General features: G+C 68.7%; 17 protein-coding genes. 12 read left to right on the top strand and 5 right to left on the bottom strand.

Annotated features, from left to right (window positions below; all coding sequences use genetic code 11):
- Window positions 1-50: 50 nt before the first annotated feature.
- Complete coding sequence (locus AQJ66_RS02300; protein ID WP_061915584.1) at window positions 51-1,106, top strand: ferredoxin reductase; 1,056 nt, start codon at window positions 51-53, stop codon at window positions 1,104-1,106.
- A gap of 7 nt (window positions 1,107-1,113) precedes the next feature.
- Window positions 1,114-2,232 (top strand): fatty acid desaturase family protein, encoded by a 1,119-nt coding sequence (locus AQJ66_RS02295; RefSeq protein ID WP_061915581.1) that lies wholly within the window; start codon window positions 1,114-1,116, stop codon window positions 2,230-2,232.
- A gap of 523 nt (window positions 2,233-2,755) precedes the next feature.
- Here AQJ66_RS02295 and AQJ66_RS02290 read toward each other — a convergent pair.
- On the bottom strand, window positions 2,756-3,397 hold the full coding sequence (locus AQJ66_RS02290) for a carbonic anhydrase (protein ID WP_061915579.1): 642 nt from the start codon (window positions 3,395-3,397) through the stop codon (window positions 2,756-2,758).
- A 375-nt stretch (window positions 3,398-3,772) separates the two neighbouring features.
- On the opposite strand from AQJ66_RS02290, the gene AQJ66_RS02285 reads away from it, so the two are divergent.
- The 3 genes from AQJ66_RS02285 to AQJ66_RS02275 all read left to right on the top strand — a co-directional run bounded on the left by AQJ66_RS02285 (window position 3,773) and on the right by AQJ66_RS02275 (window position 6,511).
- Window positions 3,773-5,032, top strand: coding sequence for a SpoIIE family protein phosphatase (locus AQJ66_RS02285; protein ID WP_107118830.1), 1,260 nt, complete (start codon window positions 3,773-3,775; stop codon window positions 5,030-5,032).
- A gap of 315 nt (window positions 5,033-5,347) precedes the next feature.
- Entirely contained in the window at window positions 5,348-5,698 is a 351-nt protein-coding gene (locus AQJ66_RS02280; protein ID WP_061915573.1) for an STAS domain-containing protein, read from the top strand.
- Window positions 5,699-6,337: 639 nt separating this feature from the next.
- Window positions 6,338-6,511 (top strand): hypothetical protein, encoded by a 174-nt coding sequence (locus tag AQJ66_RS02275; RefSeq protein ID WP_208611260.1) that lies wholly within the window; start codon window positions 6,338-6,340, stop codon window positions 6,509-6,511.
- 471 nt (window positions 6,512-6,982) lie between these two features.
- Here the strand turns inward: AQJ66_RS02275 and AQJ66_RS02270 are convergent, their stop codons facing one another.
- Complete coding sequence (locus AQJ66_RS02270) at window positions 6,983-8,149, bottom strand: FAD-dependent monooxygenase (RefSeq protein ID WP_061915567.1); 1,167 nt, start codon at window positions 8,147-8,149, stop codon at window positions 6,983-6,985.
- A gap of 383 nt (window positions 8,150-8,532) precedes the next feature.
- Here AQJ66_RS02270 and AQJ66_RS02265 point away from each other — a divergent pair, with 383 nt between their 5' ends.
- From AQJ66_RS02265 to AQJ66_RS36860, 4 genes are all read left to right on the top strand, one after another.
- Window positions 8,533-10,212: a chloride channel protein gene (locus AQJ66_RS02265; protein WP_208611259.1), complete on the top strand. Its 1,680-nt coding sequence runs from the start codon at window positions 8,533-8,535 to the stop codon at window positions 10,210-10,212.
- Between the two features lie 104 nt (window positions 10,213-10,316).
- Window positions 10,317-10,562, top strand: a complete 246-nt coding sequence (locus AQJ66_RS02260) for a hypothetical protein (RefSeq protein WP_061915561.1) — start codon at window positions 10,317-10,319, stop codon at window positions 10,560-10,562.
- 223 nt (window positions 10,563-10,785) lie between these two features.
- Window positions 10,786-11,307, top strand: a complete 522-nt coding sequence (locus tag AQJ66_RS40915; protein WP_425264254.1) for a DUF4396 domain-containing protein — start codon at window positions 10,786-10,788, stop codon at window positions 11,305-11,307.
- Window positions 11,286-11,459: an SPW repeat protein gene (locus AQJ66_RS36860; protein WP_159052525.1), complete on the top strand. Its 174-nt coding sequence runs from the start codon at window positions 11,286-11,288 to the stop codon at window positions 11,457-11,459. The genes AQJ66_RS40915 and AQJ66_RS36860 overlap by 22 nt, the downstream gene beginning before the upstream one ends.
- A 306-nt stretch (window positions 11,460-11,765) precedes the next feature.
- Here the strand turns inward: AQJ66_RS36860 and AQJ66_RS02250 are convergent, their stop codons facing one another.
- The 3 genes from AQJ66_RS02250 to AQJ66_RS02240 form a co-directional block, all read right to left on the bottom strand.
- Window positions 11,766-12,443: a hypothetical protein gene (locus tag AQJ66_RS02250; RefSeq protein ID WP_061915558.1), complete on the bottom strand. Its 678-nt coding sequence runs from the start codon at window positions 12,441-12,443 to the stop codon at window positions 11,766-11,768.
- Between the two features lie 180 nt (window positions 12,444-12,623).
- On the bottom strand, window positions 12,624-13,160 hold the full coding sequence (locus AQJ66_RS02245; RefSeq protein WP_061915555.1) for a MarR family winged helix-turn-helix transcriptional regulator: 537 nt from the start codon (window positions 13,158-13,160) through the stop codon (window positions 12,624-12,626).
- 54 nt (window positions 13,161-13,214) lie between these two features.
- Window positions 13,215-14,282: a PP2C family protein-serine/threonine phosphatase gene (locus AQJ66_RS02240; protein WP_061916652.1), complete on the bottom strand. Its 1,068-nt coding sequence runs from the start codon at window positions 14,280-14,282 to the stop codon at window positions 13,215-13,217.
- Between the two features lie 1,431 nt (window positions 14,283-15,713).
- Between AQJ66_RS02240 and AQJ66_RS02235 the strand changes: the two genes are divergently transcribed.
- The 3 genes from AQJ66_RS02235 to AQJ66_RS02225 are packed head-to-tail and all read left to right on the top strand — an operon-like array spanning window position 15,714 to window position 17,819.
- On the top strand, window positions 15,714-16,367 hold the full coding sequence (locus tag AQJ66_RS02235; RefSeq protein WP_244162715.1) for a TetR/AcrR family transcriptional regulator: 654 nt from the start codon (window positions 15,714-15,716) through the stop codon (window positions 16,365-16,367).
- An 11-nt stretch (window positions 16,368-16,378) separates the two neighbouring features.
- The gene (locus AQJ66_RS02230; protein WP_061915552.1) at window positions 16,379-17,038 is read left to right on the top strand and encodes an ABC transporter ATP-binding protein; all 660 of its coding nucleotides are present in this window, start codon (window positions 16,379-16,381) and stop codon (window positions 17,036-17,038) included.
- On the top strand, window positions 17,025-17,819 hold the full coding sequence (locus AQJ66_RS02225; RefSeq protein ID WP_061915549.1) for an ABC transporter permease: 795 nt from the start codon (window positions 17,025-17,027) through the stop codon (window positions 17,817-17,819). The genes AQJ66_RS02230 and AQJ66_RS02225 overlap by 14 nt, the downstream gene beginning before the upstream one ends.
- Window positions 17,820-17,944 lie beyond the last annotated feature (125 nt).

Genomic DNA, 17,944 nt, shown 5'->3' with positions numbered 1-17,944 from the left:
CACGTCCTACGGTCAGGACTTTACGCCCTGAGACGCAGCAAGCTGGAGTCATGACGAGTGCAGCCCTGCGCAGCAGGGCGTGGAAACTGCTGGAGATGGTCACGACGCCGCTGCTGCCGTCGGACTACCTCGACCTGGTCAGCCCGCTGCGTGCGGGCGCCGACCTGCGGGGGCGCATCGAGGCCGTGCACCCCGAGACGGATGACGCCGCGACTGTCGTGATCAGGCCGGGCCGGGGCTGGCGCGGCCACACAGCCGGTCAGTACGTGCGGATCGGGGTCGACGTCGACGGCGTACGCCTGTGGCGTGCCTACTCCATCACCTCGCCGACGAACCGCCAGGACGGCCGCGTCACGATCACCGTGAAGGCGATCCCGGACGGCAAGGTCAGCAACCACCTGGTCCGCCGGGCGAAACCGGGCACGCTGATCCAGCTCGACCAGGCGACCGGTGACTTCGTGCTGCCGCCGGCCAAGCCCGCCAAGGTGCTCTACCTGACGGCCGGCAGCGGCATCACGCCCGTGATGGGCATGCTGCGCGACATCGAGTTCGACGACGTCGTCATGGTCCACTGCGCGCCACGGGCGCAGGACGTGATCTTCCGAAACGAACTGCACGATCTGGTCGCCGACCAGAACCTGCGGCTCATCGAGGTGCACACCGACACGGACGGCATGCTCGACATCGCCCGTCTCGACGAACTCGTGCCCGACTGGGCCGAGCGCGAGACCTGGGCTTGCGGACCCGCGGGTTTGCTTGACGCCGCCGAGGAGCACTGGAGCGGGCACGGCGTCCAAGTGCGCCTGCACACCGAACGCTTCCGCCCCAGCATCGTCGTCGCCGGCGACGGCGGCGAGGTCACGTTCAGCGCCACCGGCAAGACCGTCGACTCGGACGGAGCCACGCCGTTGCTGGACGTCGGCGAGGAGGCCGGCGTGCTCATGCCGTCCGGGTGCCGTATGGGCATCTGCTTCGGCTGCGTCACGCCGCTCAAGGCGGGCGCCGTCCGCGACCTGCGCACCGGCGAGATCACCGAGGCCGAGCCGGGCGTCCTCATCCAGACCTGTGTGTCCGCCGCGGCGGGCCCTTGCGACATCGAACGGTAGGAGCACTTTGACCGCCATTGACCCCACCGCCCACCTGACGGCGGAGCAGATCCAGGAGCTGGGCCGCGAGCTGGACGCGATCCGCGACGAGGTGATCGCCGGCCGCGGGGAGAAAGACGCCGCCTACATCCGTAGGGTCATCTCGGCGCAGCGCAAGCTCGAGTTGGTCAGCAGGGGCGTGCTGCTGTTCTCGATCTTCCCGCCGGCGTGGCTGCTCGGCACCGCCGGTCTGTCCGTGGCGAAGATCATGAACAACATGGAGATCGGCCACAACGTCCTGCACGGCCAGTGGGACTGGATGCGGGACCCGAAGATCCACTCCACCACTTGGGAGTGGGATCACGTCTCGCCGTCCGAGCAGTGGAAGCACTCGCACAACGAGCTGCATCACACGTACACCAACGTGATCGGCAAGGACAACGACCTCGGCTACGGCATCATGCGCGTCGACGAGGACCAGGAGTGGCACCCGTTCCACCTCGGTCAGCCGCTGTGGAACTTCATCAACGCCTGCTTCTTCGAGTACGGCATCGCGGCGTACGACCTGCAGCTCGGCAAGAACCTGCACAAGCGGCGCCGCAAGAACCCGGAGTTCCGCGCGCGGGCCAAGGCCGTGGGCCGCAAGATCCGCAAGCAGGTGCTCAAGGACTACGTGATCCACCCGCTGCTGTCGGGCCCGTCGTTCCTCCCCACGCTCGCCGCCACGTTCACCGCGAACCTGGTCCGCAACATCTGGTCCCACTCCGTGATCATGTGCGGGCACTTCCCCGAGGGCGTACAGGTCTTCGAGCGCCGGTCGATCAAGAACGAGACGCGCGGCCAGTGGTACCTGCGCCAGATGATGGGCTCGGCGAACATCAGCGGCAGCAGGGCCATGCACTTCATGACCGGCAACCTGTCGCACCAGATCGAGCACCACCTGTTCCCGGACCTGCCGAGCAACCGGTACGCCGAGGTCGCGGTGAAGGTGCGCGCGCTGTTCGAGAAGTACGAGCTGGAGTACGTCACCGGACCGCTGCCCAAACAGGTGTTCTCCGCGTGGCGCAAGGTCTTCCGGCTCTCGCTGCCGAACAAGAAGCCCGAGGTCAAGACGCCGGACCGTGAGCAGGAGCTCGTCGCCGCCTGATGGGTACAAGCGCCTGGCTCACGAACCCGAGGTCAGGCGCCCTTGTCCGCAGGCTCCAGAATCGCCACGCACTCCGCGTGATGCGTCTGGACCTCCCGGATCAGCCCGGTCAGCCACTCCCGTCGCAGCTGCCGCGGTGTGGTCGGGGTGCGCTTGTGTTTGTGCACTGGGCGGGCGTGCAACAGCGCCCTCCACCGCGCGACCGGGGTGGTCGGCCCGGCAGTGACGACCGGGTGTGGGGTGGTTGTGCTGGGGCGGGTGCTTTTCACGGCGGCGACTTCCAGATCGGGGGAACAGATGACGGAGTTGCATCGCCGACCAGACTTCCCGGCACACCGAGGCGAGACTCTACGTCAAAGCTCCGACAGCAAGACGTCAAGAAGCCGTTAAAACCAGCCCCGAACCCGCATTCGCAGGACATCACGCCTCAGGGTTCTTGATCATGCGCCTGCCGGGCGCCCACCGCATGCGCGGCCCTGGCGGGCGATCTCCTGCCTGATCTGCAGGACCCTGCCTCTGCTCCTTACAGAGCCGAGGCGACGGGCAGGTCGAGGCCGCGGGCTGCGACGAGACGTGCGGTCCCGTCGGCCAGGCTGTAGCACAGGCCCACCACAGCGGCCTGCCCGTCGGCCACCCGCTGGGCCAGGAGGCGGGAGCGGTCCAGCAGCAGGCCGACGGTGTGCTTTATGTGCTCCGCGAGGATCTCGTCGGCACTCACGCGTCCGGCGGCCCGCGCCGCCAGCACGCTGGGAGTGACACGCTCGACGACGTCCCGGATGTAGCCGGCCGGCGCCATACCGTCCTCCAGCGCTGCGCACGCCGCGCCGACCGCCCCGCACGAGTCGTGGCCGAGGACCACGACCAGGGGGCAGTCCAGCACCTCGACGCCGTACTCGATGCTGCCGATCACTTCCGGACCCATGACGTGGCCGGCCGTGCGGACCACGAAGAGATCACCCAGACCGCGATCGAAGATGATCTCGGCCGCCAGGCGGGAGTCGGAGCACCCGAACAGCACGGCGAACGGACGCTGCGACGGAGCGACCTCGGTGCGACGGGTGGCGTCCTGGTTCGGGTGCTCCGGGGCACCCGCGATGAACCGCTGGTTGCCGGCCAGCAGCAGCTCGAAGGCTTCACGAGGGGATGCGGCCTGGATCTCTGTCATGGCCGCAGGTTACGACTGGCCCGGCAGACACGCGCAGCCGGGTGCAAGGTCGACGGCCTTTGCAGCTCCGTGGTCGGGTACGCCCAGACGCCGGGCGATGCCCCCCCCTCGATCCGCCTCCTCAATGCACTGCGCAGCTGTCCGGCCCGCAACGGACCGCCCGCACCGACTGGCCACCGGTAAGCCTCTTCCGCCTCTTCCCACGACGCCACCACACAGCCCCAACGACACCGCCGCAAGGCAAGAACGTACGCCACAGCGATATACGCCCCATCGGCGTACGCAACTGTCACCCACTGCCCGAGAGCAGGCTCGGCGGGCGTAGGGGCTGGACCTTTCGTAGATTGAAGAGCGAGCGACTGGCAGGGAATGCGTGTGACACCGAAGATCAACTACCCCGGGGTGTTCGCCGCCCTTCCGAGCCCGTGCCTGGTACTCGGCACGGACCTGGTGATCGCCGACGCCAACCCGGCCTTCTGCGAGGTGACCGGACGCAGCCGGGCCGAGCTGCTCGGGCAGTACCTCTTCGACACCTTCCCGGACAACCCCGCCGACCCGGAGGCCGACGGGGTGGAGACGCTGAAAGCCTCACTGCACCGCGTCCTGGCCTCCGGCCATACCGATCACATGGCGTTGCAGAAGTACGACATCCCGGTCTCCGGCAACCCCGAGGTGTTCAAGGAGCGGTGGTGGACCGCGATCAACGTGCCCGTACTCGGCGCGGACGGCAAAGTCGCCTGGGTCATCCACCGCTCCGAGGACATGACCGACGTCGTCCGCGCCCGCCGCACCACGCACCAGCCCGCGGTCAGCCCCGGCCGGGAAGCGGCCATGGAAGCCGAGCTGTACGCCCGGGCGCGGCAACTGCAACGGCTCAACGAGGAACTGCGACAGGCTCACGCCCGTGAACGGCGCGTCGCCGTCGCCCTCCAAGAAGCCATGCTCCAGTCGCCGGACCTGGCCCGGCACCCGAACATCGCCGTGCGCTACCTGCCCGCGACCGGATCCCTGAACGTGTGCGGCGACTGGTACGACGCGGTCGACCTTCCCGCGGACCGCTTCACCGTCGCGGTCGGCGACGTGGTCGGCCACGGCCTGGTGGCCGCCACCGTCATGGGCAGGCTCCGCAGTGCACTGAGCGCCGCCACCCGCACCGTCCACGGGCCCGCCCAGGCACTGGAGGTCCTGGGGCTGTACGCCCGCTCGGTCGAGGGAGCACTGGCCGCCACCGCCGTCCAGGTCCTCGTCGACTGCCACAGCCAACTGCTCATCTACAGCAGCGCCGGCCACCCCCCACCCGTCCTGCTCCACCCGGACGGCACCTGCGAGCTGCTCGACCAGGCCACCGACCCGCCGCTGGGCGCCCGCCCCGAACACGTCCCCCGCCCCCAGGCCAACGCGACCTACATGTCCGGCGACACCCTCATCCTCTACACCGACGGCCTGATCGAACGCAGAGACGAGGACATCGACACCGGCCTGACCCGTCTGACCTCCACGCTCGCCACCTGCACCGACTTCGGCGCGGAACACCTCGCCGACGCCCTCCTCGCCCGCCTCGACGTCGCCAGTGGGGCCGACGACGACATCGCCATCGTCGTTGTCCGCCTGGACCGAACAACCCGGCCGTACTGATCGGCCGATGTCGTCGTCGCTGAGCGTGCGGTCTTTGGGGTAGGCGGTTGGCGCGATGAGATCGAGGCACAGCGCGTCCGGCGGCAGGAAAGTACGCAGGGTCTTTTCGATCTCCTCCGCGCCGTGGCCGCCGGCATGGGTTGAGCACAGCGCTTAGCGGCACTCGGCAACTGTTCCAGTCGTCGGCGGGCGGCGGGAAGCCCGAGTCCCGGGGCGAAGGGATCGCGCTGTCCTCCAGCGCTACAGGATGGGCCTTGCCGGATAGGCTCGACAACATTCTTCTCAGCTTCCGGGCGAGCAGGTTGGACAAGCGTTGTGGATGATCATCCCTCGGTCGAGACGACCAGCTCGGGCCCCTGCCTGGTGGCGAAGGTCCACGGCGCCATGGACTATGTCTCTCAGCCCGAACTACGTGAGCGGCTGAACCAGCTGATCGCTCGCGCGGAGCCGGCCGTCGTGCTCGAGCTGACGAATGTGTCGTCCTGTGACTCGGCGGGGCTGAACGTGCTGCTGGAAGCCCATCGCGAGGCACAGAGGGCAGCGGTGGCGTTGGTCCTGGCCTGTGTCCCGGTCACACTGCGCCGCGTCCTGGACATGACCGGAGCCGATCAGGTCCTGCGGGTCTTCGACACCGTTCCCGACGCCGAGGCCGCCCTGAGCGGCTGACGGCACCGTGAGAGGATGCCGGCCCGCGTACCTTCACCCGATGCCGAGCGGCTCAAAGCAGGACCACCACGGCGATGACGGCCAAGACGGTGATGACGGTGGCCGTCGTGACCACGCTCGACCGTGCCGGAGCGAAGGTCCCGGACTCCAGCTGTCGGCCGCCCGAGCGTTACCGGATGGTGCCGTAGGTGCTGACCAGAAGACGGCAGAAGACCGCAGAAGACCAGGATCACGCCCGAGGCCACGGCGTGGGCCCCTCGGTGCGGGGCGAACTTGCCGATCGCCACGCCGTGACCACCCACCGCAATGTCCGCGCGCACCCAGGCGGACAGGCTCGCTCGGGGCACTCACTACAAGCCATGCGCCCAGGGCCGAACGAGACAGCCGTTCACTCCTACAGCCGCTCATTCCGCGGGCGTTGCCCGTGCGAGCTGATGAGCCACAGGCCAGGCGCTGGGCATCGCTCCGCAGAACAAGACCTGAACCGGCTTCGAGCTGCAGGGTGGTGCCTCACTTGGACCGTGCGAGGCGCTGCGGAAACACCCGAACACCTGGCCACAGGGTCGGCAACACGTTCGGCGTCCCCTTCCGGGGCGATTGAGCATCCCGATGGGAACGTTCATCGCTACGTTCAACGCCATGACATACGACGATGCACGCCGGGTGGACATTTCCATCGCAATCACTCTCCACGGTTCGGCCGCTTACGGGTGGACGCCGGTCGAGGTCGTGACGGGCCCCTTGGCGGTGGTCGATGCGGAAGCCACCGGGGGGAAACGTGCGGGCCATCCTCAGGACGACCGGAACCGGTGAGGCCGAGGTGCGGTCGACGTCGTCGTTCCGCGGAGGCTCGCGAAGGCGGGCCGTGCGGATCCGGGGTGTAGGTGTCGGCGGAGGCGAGCGTGGCGCTGCCCGGGGACGTGGCTCGCGCGTTGGCCGTGCGGGTTCCGTCGCACACGCACCCCGAGACCGTCGAGACGAGCGCATCGGCTCAGGACATCGGAGTGGCCACGGCAGTCGGCACCGGCCCCATCGGGTCGAGAGCACCGCACGCTGGGGTGCAGAACCTCGGTCAGAGACGGCCAGTCGGCAGTGTCCAGGACTCTGCGCAGGTGGGCGGCGAGGCGCCAGGGCCCAGCGGGGGACTTGGCTGCATGTCGATTCCCTCCGGATTGCCGGGCTCCCCAGCCCGGCACGAACTGTTCATGGCCTGTGGGGACTTGCGCTGCTGCGCGCGACGCCCACGACTGGCGCCGCGCTCACTCAGGCCGGAACCACGGCGGATTACCCCAAGGAGAGTTGTCGCCTACCGGCAAGCGCGCTACCGACGAGACGCCACACGCCAGGAAGTCCTGCGAGCAGCAAGGCAGCCCGGCGGGCGCGCACTTGCCGCGATGATTCGGGGACGAACCAGCGCGCGGCTCTGCGGGCGACGCGCTGCCTGTTCTTGATGACGGGCCGCCACAGCCGCTCGTACGCGTGCAGAGCGTCCTCGATCCGGGAAGCTCGGGAAAGCTGGTCGGCCAGCACATACGCACCGCCCATCGCCAGAGAGGCGCCCTGCCCCGCGAGCAGGGACACAGCCTGGCAGGCGTCACCGACCAGCACGACCCGCCCGTGGCTCCAGCTGGGCAGATCGATCTGCGCGACCTGGTCGTAGTAGATCTGTGCGGACGGAGGACACTGGGCCAGGGCGCGGGGCACGAGCCAGCCGAGCGAGCCGTACTCGCGGCGCAGGGCGTCGCGCGCGTCGCCGGGGCGGGAGGGATCGGCGGCCCGGTGCACGGTGAAGGCGGCGACCTCGTCCTCGCGCAGCGCGTACAGGCCCATCTGCCTGCCCACGGTGTCGGTGAGGCAGAACCGGTCACCGAGCTGCTCGTGCACCTCAGGGTCGTGGAAGGTGAATGCGGCCGTGTGGTAGCCGAGGTATCGCACGTACTGGTGTTCCTCGCCGAAGACCAGGGTGCGCACCGTGGAGTGGAGGCCGTCGGCACCGACAAGGAGATCGGCGTCGATGCCGCTGCCGTCGGTGAGGGTGACGTGGATTCCACCCGGCCGTGCGTCCACACTGGCCGGGCCGACGCCGAAGCGCAGGCGGACGGCGAACGACAGACGTTCTCGCAGGGCGAGTTCGAGGTCGGGCCGCATGATGCTCAGCAGCCGGCCACGCACGGAACGGGCGAACCGGCCGTACGGGAGCCGGGCACGGCACCGCCCGTCCCCGTCCAGGAAGGCAGCCTCCGAGACCGGGTAGCTGAGCTCATCCAGCCATGGCAGCATCCCCATGGCCTCCGCCGCGTCGTATCCGGGCCCGAAGAAGTCGATCATGTAGCCCTCGGTGCGGGGCTGGGGTGCCTTCTCCAGGACCACGACCTCCCAGCCGAGCACGTTGTGCAGACGGCCGGCCAGGGCGAGCCCCGCGATACCGGCCCCACAGATGACGACCCTCATCGGCGCACACCACCTTCATGCTCAGGCACGTTCAGCGAACTACCGGCCGCCACACACTTTGCAGTATGCAAAACTTAGCACGTCAAGACGAGCAGCGATCCTGTTCGCAAGGGCCTGCGCGCGCTGGGCAGCGATCGCCGACCTGACGTGTCCCCTGGCCCCCTCCATCACGAGGCTGCGATCGCCTGCGGCCCTCCGGTCCCGATGGGTGGACAGATGAAGTGCCCTCTTGACTGGTTTTGCATAATGCAAATGTAGGAAGGGGTAAATAAATGACTGCCATACCGGCGACGAGGGACAGGACACGCGGACCCATCACGGCAGCGGGCGGGGCCGAATCCGCGCGAAGGCTCGCGGGGCTACGGAACGCCTCGTGGGGTGTCATGGCATTGGCCACGGTGGTCGGTGCCGGTGCGGGCGTCGGCTCGGTCGTCTTCCGCTGGTGCATCAAGACCTTCACCCGCCTCCTGTCCGGTCACAACGACTACTCCGCGTCCCCCGGCACAAGCAATCCGCACGTGCCCTGGCTGGGCCCGTACTTCGTGCTGCTCGTCCCGGTGATCGGCGGTCTGCTGTACGGCCCGCTGGTCAACCGGTTCGCCAAGGAGGCCCGCGGACACGGCGTGCCGGAGGTCATGCTGGCCGTCGCTCAGCGCGGCGGGAAGATCAGTCCCAAGGTCGCCGTCGTCAAGACGCTCGCCTCCGCGCTGACCATCGGCTCCGGCGGCTCGGTCGGCCGCGAGGGCCCGATCGTACAGATCGGCTCCGCGCTCGGCTCGACCCTCGGGCGGGTGACCAAGGCGACCGAGGGGCGGACCAAGCTCCTGGTCGCCTGTGGCGCGGCGGGCGGTATCGCGGCCACCTTCAACGCTCCCCTGGCCGGCGTCTTCTTCGCCATGGAACTGATCCTCGGCACCTTCTCGGCGGAGGCGTTCGGCGCGACGGTGCTGGCCAGCGTCACCGCGAGCGTCATCGGGCGCGCCTCCTTCGGCGACGTGGCTTTCCTGTCCCTGCCCGCCTTCCACGTCGACCACCTCGCCCAGTACGGCTTCTTCGCCCTGCTCGGTATCGTCGCCGCCCTCGTCGGCCTGGGCTTCACCCGCTTCCTCTACCTGATCGAGGACGCCTGCGACTGGCTCTGGCGCGGTCCGGAGTGGCTGCGCCCCGCGGTCGGCGGCGGGCTGCTCGGCCTGGTGCTGCTGGCGCTCCCGCAGATGTACGGCGTCGGCTACCCGGTCCTGGAGAAGGCGACCGAAGGCGGCTACGCGGTCGGTTTCCTGCTCCTGCTGCTGGCCGGCAAGATGCTGGCGACCAGCCTCACCATCGGCATCGGCGGCTCGGGCGGCGTCTTCGCGCCCAGCCTGTTCATCGGTGCCATGCTGGGCTCCGCGTACGGCATCGGCCTCCACCACCTGCTGCCCGGCACCGCCGGCGCGGTGGGCGCGTACGCCCTGATCGGCATGGGTGCCACCTTCGCCGGAGCCGCCCGGGCACCGATCACCGCGGTGGTCATCCTCTTCGAGCTGACCGGCGAGTACTCGATCATCCTGCCCATGATGCTGGCCATCGTGCTGGCCACCGCCACGAGCCGCCTGCTCTCCCGGGACACCATCTACACCCTGAAGCTGCGCCGCCGCGGCATCGACCTCGAAGGACCCGCCCCCGGAGCGGCCATCGGCACTCAGCACGTCGGTGCCGTCATGGAGCCACTGCCCTCCCCCTTGCCCGCGACGACAGCCCTCGCCGACGCCGCCGGCCTCCTGAGCCTCTCCGGCCACGGCGCGCTCCCGGTCGTCGCCGACACCGGCGAGTACGTCGGCGTCGTCACGGCTCAGGCAGTGGCCGAGGCCCTCGCGGAACAACCGGACGCCGCGCCCCGGACGGTTGAACGACTCGCCGCGCCACCGACGACCGTCACGACGGAGCAGCCCCTCGCCCAGGCCCTGCACGCCCTGCTGTCGGCCGCCGGAACCGGGGTACCCGTCCTGGATTCCGAGCGGGGCAAGCCGGTCGGGTGGCTCAGCCACCAGAGCGCCCTTCGCGCGGTACACGCGACCACCTGAACTCGCCTCCCCAGGTGTTGCGATCCACACCCGAGAACTCTTTTGCATTGTGCAAAAATGGGCACAGGGGCCTCGATGGGCATTCCGCTCCAAGGAGGTGAACCGTGGACACGAAGCACGTCCGGCGCGCCTACTCGTTCGTCTGCCTCGACTGCGGGCACGGATGGGAAAGCGCGTACGACATCGATGTGACGGTGGACGATCGCGGGCAGATCATTGCCGCCTACCACCTCGGCGGCAAGCTCGTGCCTTCACCGCTGCAGTCGCCACGCTGCCCCGATTGCGAGGGCCGCAAGATCCGCATCATGCGACCGGGGCGCGTGGCGTCGGCACGTCTGCACGAAAGGTGACGCAGTGGAGCCACACCACCCGCCTCCACCTTGGCTAGGGCGCTCGGCTGGGCCAGTCTCGCGGTGGCAGGAGCGAGCGCCTGGCCATCATGGGGGACATGACACTGCGCGGATACCGGCAGCGCATGTGGATCATGCACCTGGTGTACCCGATCACAGCTCTGTACGGGGTCCCGCCGCGCTCTGGTTCTATGTCCGCCACGGTCGGCGTACGTCCCTGCCAGTGATCGAGGAGCAGGGTGAGCCGGATCCGGAGAAGCTGCCGGGCTGGGTCACCTCCGCGAAGACCATCAGCCACTGCGGCGCAGGCTGCGTCCTGGGAGACATCGCGGGCGAATGGCTGGTACGGGCGAGCGGTCTGACGATCGCCGGCAAGCCGCTGTACGCCGATTTCTTGCTGGACTTCGCGTTCGCCTGGCTGCTGGGCATCGGCTTCCAGTACTTCACCATCGTCCCCATGCGCGACGTCGGGCCGGCCCAGGGGCTCTTCGCCGCCGTCAAGGCCGACACATTCTCCATTCCGGCGTTCCAGGTTGGCCTGTTCGCCGGCATGTGGGCCTACCAGGAGCTTCACGCCCGGGCTGGCCAAGACCACGGCCGCATACTGGCTCCTGATGCAGGTCGCCATGATCGTTGGATTCTTCACGGCCTGGCCGGTCAACGGCTGGCTGGTCCGGGCCGGCTGGAAGGAACGGATGTGACTGGGACCGGCATCTTCATGCAGTGGACTGGCTCATCCTGCTGACCGGCGTCTACACGGCCGTCTCGCCATGGGTGATCTACTTCGCCAGGATCAACCCCTACCTGACGGCCAACAACCTGATCGTGGGGCTCGCCGTCACGGTTCTTGCCTTCGGAATTCCCCTCGCGCGTATTACCGACTCGCTTGAACCATGACACCCCTGGCCTTTGGTTCCTCCTTGGGCCATCAGTCGTGACCGCATCCCACGGCGTATCGCCCAGGATCGTGGCGAGCAACAGCTTGACGGGCAGCGTCACGTGCCTGATGGGGCCGATCGCAAGAATCTGATTCCGGCACCATCCGTGCAGGGCGTAGGGCAGCCGACCCGGCTCACACTAGGCGGGCCCACCCAAGGCCGCATGACGCAAACAGGGGGCACCCGTGGTAGCCCTCGACCCGCCCCGGGAAATGCCGACAAACACAGCCTCGCCCGCGCCGTCCACCATCCCGACGAGGGTAGATCAGCGGCGGCCCGTGGGGCGCCGTTCGCTGACCTGGGGAACGTCGGGAGGACTGGAAAGCCTGTAGGAGCGCACCACAGCGGTCACGCTCGCGGCCATGAGGGCCATGCTCCACGGGACAAGGTCCCGCAGCGGTCCCGGCCCTCCGGCCACGCCACGCGGCGGCACCCGCCCTTCGGGGTCGTAGACGATCGCCAGCGCATCTCCCGGCCGCGTCGCCTCGCCACAGCCGCGCCAGATCCGAGTCTTGAACGGGACGCCGTCGTGGTCCACCACCGAGCAGAGGTAGCGGCCGCGGCCGTGACCACCGTTCGCCGCCTGGCCATCGTCGACCGATGTCACCACCACCGACTGCACCCGCCCGCGCTCAGCCAGCACCACACCAGCGGCTGCCTGCGGCGCCTGAAGCGCGAGACACACGCCGAGCAGGGCGGTGATACCGACCAGTGCGCGGCCGGCTCCCACGGACGCCAGATAGAGGGCCAGCGCGACCCCGCACACCAGCCCTGCTTCGCCGTCGGCCAGCGAAGGTCTACCCGACCAGGCACCGAAGAGTGCCGTTCCGACGATTGCGGCGGTGGCGACGGCCCCCGCGAGGACGCCTTCTGCGACGAGCCATCCGGGCGGCAGCCCGACGAACTCGGCCGGCCCCCACACCGTGGTGCGCACATGCGACATGAGGTGTGACTCAGCGGAGGACGAGGACCGACGCCTTCGGCGCATGCGTGCCGCACCCCGCATTCTTGTCCCTGTCCATCGGCGACCGCCGATGCTCCTCCAGTTCGCTTGCATTATGCAAAATGTGAGGGAGGCAGAGGTAGGGGCCCCTGAAGGTAGTTCACGGCCGACCGCGCCCCGTCAGGCGTCGTGCGCCAGCGTTCCGTCCACGACCCAGCCGAGCGGGTGCGGCTCCGGATCGTCCGCTCCCGGTGCGGGAGGCTCGCCTCCCGCCTCGTTGAAGGCGTTGAGCGCCTCGACGAGCGCCAGCCGCTCCATCGGGCGAAGCCGTTCGACGATGGCGGCGATCTCGGCGCGCCGCCGGGCGGTGACCTCCTCGACGGTGCGCCGACCCTCCTCAGTCAGCCGCAGCAGGGTCTCGCGACGGTTGACGGGATTGGCCTGCCGGTCGGCAAGCCCGGCGACGATGAGCCGGTCGACCATGCGCATGGCGGTGGACGGTGCCACCTGGAGCAGCTCGGCGAGCTCGACCAGCTTGGTCGTCCCCCTGGTGGACAGCACCACCAGCATCCGGAACTGGGCGACGGTCACTCGCTCCTCCACCGCCGCCAACGATCGGGCGGAGACCGCCACCAACAGGCGCGACGCGGTCAGCACCGCTCTGGTAACCGCATCTACGTCGTCCAAGGCACCCTTGGGGGTCTGCTGCTCCGCCATGCATCCTTTCTACCGCGCCGAAGCCGCTCGCTCGCCCTTCAGACAAACAGACATTCATCCCGCATGGTCGTGATAGCGGAGCAAAAGCATCGCGGCATCGTCATGGAGCGGCCCGGCGGCATGCCGGACCAAGTCCTCACGCAGAGCCTCCAGGGCACGATCCGCATCCGGTTCCTTCAGCAGGCCCGCCCGGTCACCGAGCGGATAGAAGGAGCCGCCCGGGTCCCGGGCTTCAGTGACACCGTCCGTGTACAACAGCAACTGATCACCGGGCGCGAAGACCACCCGATAGGGCCGCGGCCCCTCACTGCCATGCGCGCCCAGACCCAGCGGCAGGGCGAAGGACTGCGGCTGTGGAAAATCGACGCTGCCACTTTCACGGACAACCAACGGGGCCGGATGCCCGTAGTTGAGGAAGACCGCCTCGTACTCCGATCCGAACTCAGCGAGGACCGCGGTCACGAACTTCTCTCCCTCCAGCTCGCGGGCCACGCTCCGCTCCAGCCGCTCCCCCAGCCTGACCAGGTCCGGCTCGTCGTGGGCTGCCTCCCGGAAAGCGCCGAGCACGACGGCGGCCGTCTCCACCGCGGCCAGCCCCTTGCCCTGCACATCCCCCACGATCGCGCGGATCCCGTGCGGCGAGGCCACCACCTCGTACAGGTCCCCTCCGATACGCGCCTCCGCCACGGCCGATGTGTACGACACCGCCGCCTGGAGCGGGCCCGCTGTCCGCGGCACCGGCCGCAGCAGCACCCGCTGAGCCACCTCCGCGATCGACCGGACGCTGGCCAGCTCGGCCTCCCGACGCAAGCGCATCACGGCCGCCGCGATGCCCGCCGCGGTGACCCCGGCGACCGACGCCATCGCCGTGAACCCTCGGCGCTCCTCGAACAGCCCGTCGTACAGACCGAGCCCCACGCACACCAATAGGGCCACCGCGCCGATCAGCGCCGTACGACGCCACCCGCCGACCAGCCCGGAGAAAGCCGGCCCGAGCGAGACCAACGGCAAGAACCCCACCCCTGGCCCGGCGACGACGTCCGCCGCGGCCACCACGGCCATCGCCGCCACCGGCAGCCAGGACAGCACCACGGAACCCGATGTCGGTTTGTGCACGGTCACGACGTCCTCCAACGGCACAGCAGAGCACGAGAGCCGCCGATCACATCTGACACAGTCGCCTCCCCGCCTTTAGATTATGCAAAGGTTCTCGCAGGAAGCGGCTTGCGCCCCCGGCCCTTTACCCAACGGAGGCGGAGAATCGACACGCCCGACTCTGCCGGAAGGCGAAGATGCTCCGCCGACAGACCGCTCCCAACCGGCCTCACCCCCCTTCAGCTGGCGGCGCTTTGGCGCACGGCTGCCGATCGCCGTCTTCCGCGCGGGACTGGGATGGTTCTCCGGCAGGCGCCTTCTGTTGCTGCAGCAGCACGCGCGGCCGCGCCACCGGACCGGACCGTTGGGTGGTCCTGAGGGAGCATGAGCCGGCGGCCTGCAGTTGGACCGTCGCCTCCGGCTTCGGCCAAGGGCAGCCTGGTACCGCAACCTGCACGCTCAGCCGAAGTCGGTCGTCCGGGTCGGCAACCAACCCGACGGGCACACTTGCTCACGCCCAACGAAGGCGCCGACATCATGCTGCACCGCGCCCCGGCATTCCCGAACCACGCGCAGCCCGTGCGCTCCTGGAGTTGTCGTCGGACGGCGGCGAGGTCGGGTCCCGGCAGGCAGGAAGAGCCATACCCTTCGTTCGACTGGACACCGGCACCGGTTCCCCGCTGGCATGACGGGCACGGCCAACCCGCCTTGCCGCCTTACACGCCCACAGCCGAGACACTGGCGCCATTTTTTGCATCATGCAAGACTTGCACTGGGGGCCTAGTCGGCCGTCGGAGGTTGCACGGCGCCATGGAGTGAAGCGTCATCGCGATGGAGCGACGCCGGCCGCCGACAGGCCCCCGCCAGGCACGCACTCGACGAATCGGGATCGATCACGGCGAGCAGGGAGACGGTGATCAACGAGGAGTCCAGCGCCAACAGACAGGTGAGTGGCGGAGCAGGACTTCCGTCCATGCCAGACGCACGTGACAGCAATTCCTCGATGCGATCGAGGACGCCATCCTGGCTTCCGCAGCCCACCACGACCCGCCCGAATGGCGTGTGACGTCTCAGTCGGTGAAGCGCGCGCACCGGGAAGTCCCGGACGAACCCAAACGAGACCTGATCGCGGCGGTCGGCGACTATGAGAACTGGAAGACCGCTGGACGGGTCCTGGCTGGCATGGACAGCCAGGCCGGGCACCGACACGTGGGTCGCGTTTCCAGTACCGTCGCCGCGTCCATCACGGCCCTGGGAGCTCCTTCCCATCTGCCCAAGTACGAGCCGACAGCGCGACGCGGAGCGAGAAGGCATGGCCAGCGCGGGGCATCGAGGAGACCGCTTCACCGCCCATGTCACCCCTGAGCCATGCGCGTGTCGCCCGCCACCGGCTCGGTATGCGGCAGTGCCGTGCCAATCGGGTTCGCGCCATGGACAAGTGCTGAACGCTTGTTTAGCATGCTGTACATGCGTTCAATCCCCGACGATCGGACCACGCGAGCGGTCATCCGGGACGAGGCCCTACGCCTGCTCGCTGCACACGGCCCGGAGACGGTCACCGTGCGGCAGATCGCCGCTGCCGCAGGTGTGTCGCCGGGTCTGATCGTGCACCATTTCGGGTCGAAAGAGGGACTGCGTCAGGAAGTCGACCAGTACGTGCTGGACGTCTTCGAGGCGATGCTCGGTGAGCTCACGGGTGAGAGTGGAGCCAAGCTGCTCGACCCCGCCGCCGGAGCGAGTTCGCTGAGCGAGGTGTTCGCCCGGCACCTTCCCGACGACTCTCCCCTGCCGACGTATCTGCGCCGGCTCCTGTTGTCCGAGACGGATGCCGGACGGCTGCTCTTCCGGCGGCTGTACGACCTGAGCAGGGCCGCGCTGGACGGGCTGGCCACGGCTGGGCTGGCTGCTCCGGGAAACGATCCGGCTGTGCGTGCCGCCGTGCTCCTCGCCAACGACCTGGCGCTGTTCCTGTTGCGCGACCGTCTCACCGAAGTCCTCGGTATGGACCCTCTGTCGGCCGAAGGTATGACCCGGTGGGCACCGGAGATGCTCAGCATCTACGCGGGCGGACTGAACGCGGCACCACCCCCACCACAAGGAGACACCCCATAGGGAGGCCGCGCATGGCGCCAGGCTCAACACCCGCTCCAGCGACCGTCCTTCGGGCCACCGACGTCCACAAGTCCTACGGCAAGCACCCTGTCCTGCGCGGTGCCGAACTCACGGTAGGGCCCGGGCAGCTCGTCGCCGTCGTCGGCGAAAACGGCGCCGGCAAATCGACCCTGCTGAAGATACTGGCCGGCGTCCTGCCCCTGGACCGCGGCGAGCTCGCAGTGCCCGGCACTCTCGGCTACTGCCCGCAGGAACCGGTCCTGAACACGGCACTCACCGTCGAGCAGCACCTGCGCTACTTCGTCGCCGCCCACCGCCTGCCCGATCTGGACCGCGGCCACGAACTCGTCCGCCTCCTCGGCTACGAGCGATACGCACGGTCGACCGCCGGACAGCTGTCCGGCGGCACCCGACAGAAACTCAACCTCACCCTCGCCCTGCTGCACGACCCGGACGTCCTCCTCCTGGACGAGCCGTACCAAGGCTTCGACTGGGAGACGTACCTGCGGTTCTGGGACCTGGTCGACGACCTGCGCGCCCGGGACAGGGCCGTCGTGATCATCACCCACCTCGTCTTCGAGCAGGACCGGTTCGACGTGCTCGCCGACCTCAACGACGGCCGCCTCACCCCCCGCGCATCCTCCCGGGAGGACAACCATGCCGGCGCCTGAGACCTCACCGACCCGATCCCTCTACAGCCCGTTCCCCACAGCGCTGCGCTTCTCCGTACGCGACCAGACCCGCAACCGGCTCGCGGGACTTCTGCTCCTGGTCTTCGTGCCCGTCTGGTATCTGGTGATGAACGCCATGGCCTCGGGCGAGGCACTCGACTTCAAGCTGTACGCGACCGGGCAGGTCCTGCGCATCGACGGCGGCCACCTCACCCTGATCTCGGCGGGACTCAACTCCGTCACGATGATCACCGGATTCGTCGTCTTCGACGCCGTACGCAAGGCCCTCGCCTTCGACCGGCGGCTCGTATTCGCCGGTTACCGGCAGTCCACCCTCATCGGCGCCAAGACCCTCGCCGTCACAGCGGTCGCCACCGCGATCGCCCTCTACACCGCACTCGCCATCCTGTTCTTCTGGCGGCCTACGGGGGCCGGCTGGTTCGCCGTACTCGCAGGATTCGCGATCATCGCCCTCACCTACGGCGCCTTCGGCCTCCTCCTCGGCGTCCTGGTCAAACGAGACCTGGAAGGCTTCTTCCTCATCATCATGGGCGGGCTGATGGACACATTCCTGCAGAACCCACTTGGCAACCCGCTCGCCAACAAGCCCGTCCTGCAATGGTTTCCGTCCTTCGGCCCCATGCAGTTCGCCGTCGGTGGGGCATTCGGCCACACGACCCTGTGGGGACACCTCGCGCTGGGACTCGGGTGGGCCGCTGCGTTCAGCACGGTAGGGCTGGTCATCTTCCGAATCCGGACCCGCAAGCGCACAGGCAGGTGACAACACACTCGACCAGGGCAATGCTCATGGCCCGGACGTGAGGGCTCCCTGCCCGGCATCATGCTCACTCTCCTGGCCGGTGAGGTAGGGCTGCACCTGCAGTTCTCCCTGAGACAGAGCACGAC

Origin of the sequence: Streptomyces bungoensis, assembly GCF_001514215.1 — a bacterium.
GTDB lineage: Bacteria > Actinomycetota > Actinomycetes > Streptomycetales > Streptomycetaceae > Streptomyces > Streptomyces bungoensis.
Note: the sequence above shows the minus strand (reverse complement) of the source record. Positions and strands in the feature narration are given on the sequence as shown.

What these genes read in the sequence shown, in the direction of transcription:
- AQJ66_RS02265 (WP_208611259.1), top strand. Translation starts at nt 8,533, where the DNA reads ATGGCATTGGCCACGGTGGTCGGTGCCGGTGCGGGCGTCGGCTCGGTC.
- AQJ66_RS02245 (WP_061915555.1), bottom strand. Translation starts at nt 13,160, where the DNA reads ATGGCGGAGCAGCAGACCCCCAAGGGTGCCTTGGACGACGTAGATGCG.
- AQJ66_RS02290 (WP_061915579.1), bottom strand. Translation starts at nt 3,397, where the DNA reads ATGACAGAGATCCAGGCCGCATCCCCTCGTGAAGCCTTCGAGCTGCTG.
- AQJ66_RS02275 (WP_208611260.1), top strand. Translation starts at nt 6,338, where the DNA reads ATGACATACGACGATGCACGCCGGGTGGACATTTCCATCGCAATCACT.
- AQJ66_RS02230 (WP_061915552.1), top strand. Translation starts at nt 16,379, where the DNA reads ATGGCGCCAGGCTCAACACCCGCTCCAGCGACCGTCCTTCGGGCCACC.
- AQJ66_RS02225 (WP_061915549.1), top strand. Translation starts at nt 17,025, where the DNA reads ATGCCGGCGCCTGAGACCTCACCGACCCGATCCCTCTACAGCCCGTTC.
- AQJ66_RS02300 (WP_061915584.1), top strand. Translation starts at nt 51, where the DNA reads ATGACGAGTGCAGCCCTGCGCAGCAGGGCGTGGAAACTGCTGGAGATG.
- AQJ66_RS02250 (WP_061915558.1), bottom strand. Translation starts at nt 12,443, where the DNA reads ATGTCGCATGTGCGCACCACGGTGTGGGGGCCGGCCGAGTTCGTCGGG.
- AQJ66_RS02235 (WP_244162715.1), top strand. Translation starts at nt 15,714, where the DNA reads ATGCTGTACATGCGTTCAATCCCCGACGATCGGACCACGCGAGCGGTC.
- AQJ66_RS02270 (WP_061915567.1), bottom strand. Translation starts at nt 8,149, where the DNA reads ATGAGGGTCGTCATCTGTGGGGCCGGTATCGCGGGGCTCGCCCTGGCC.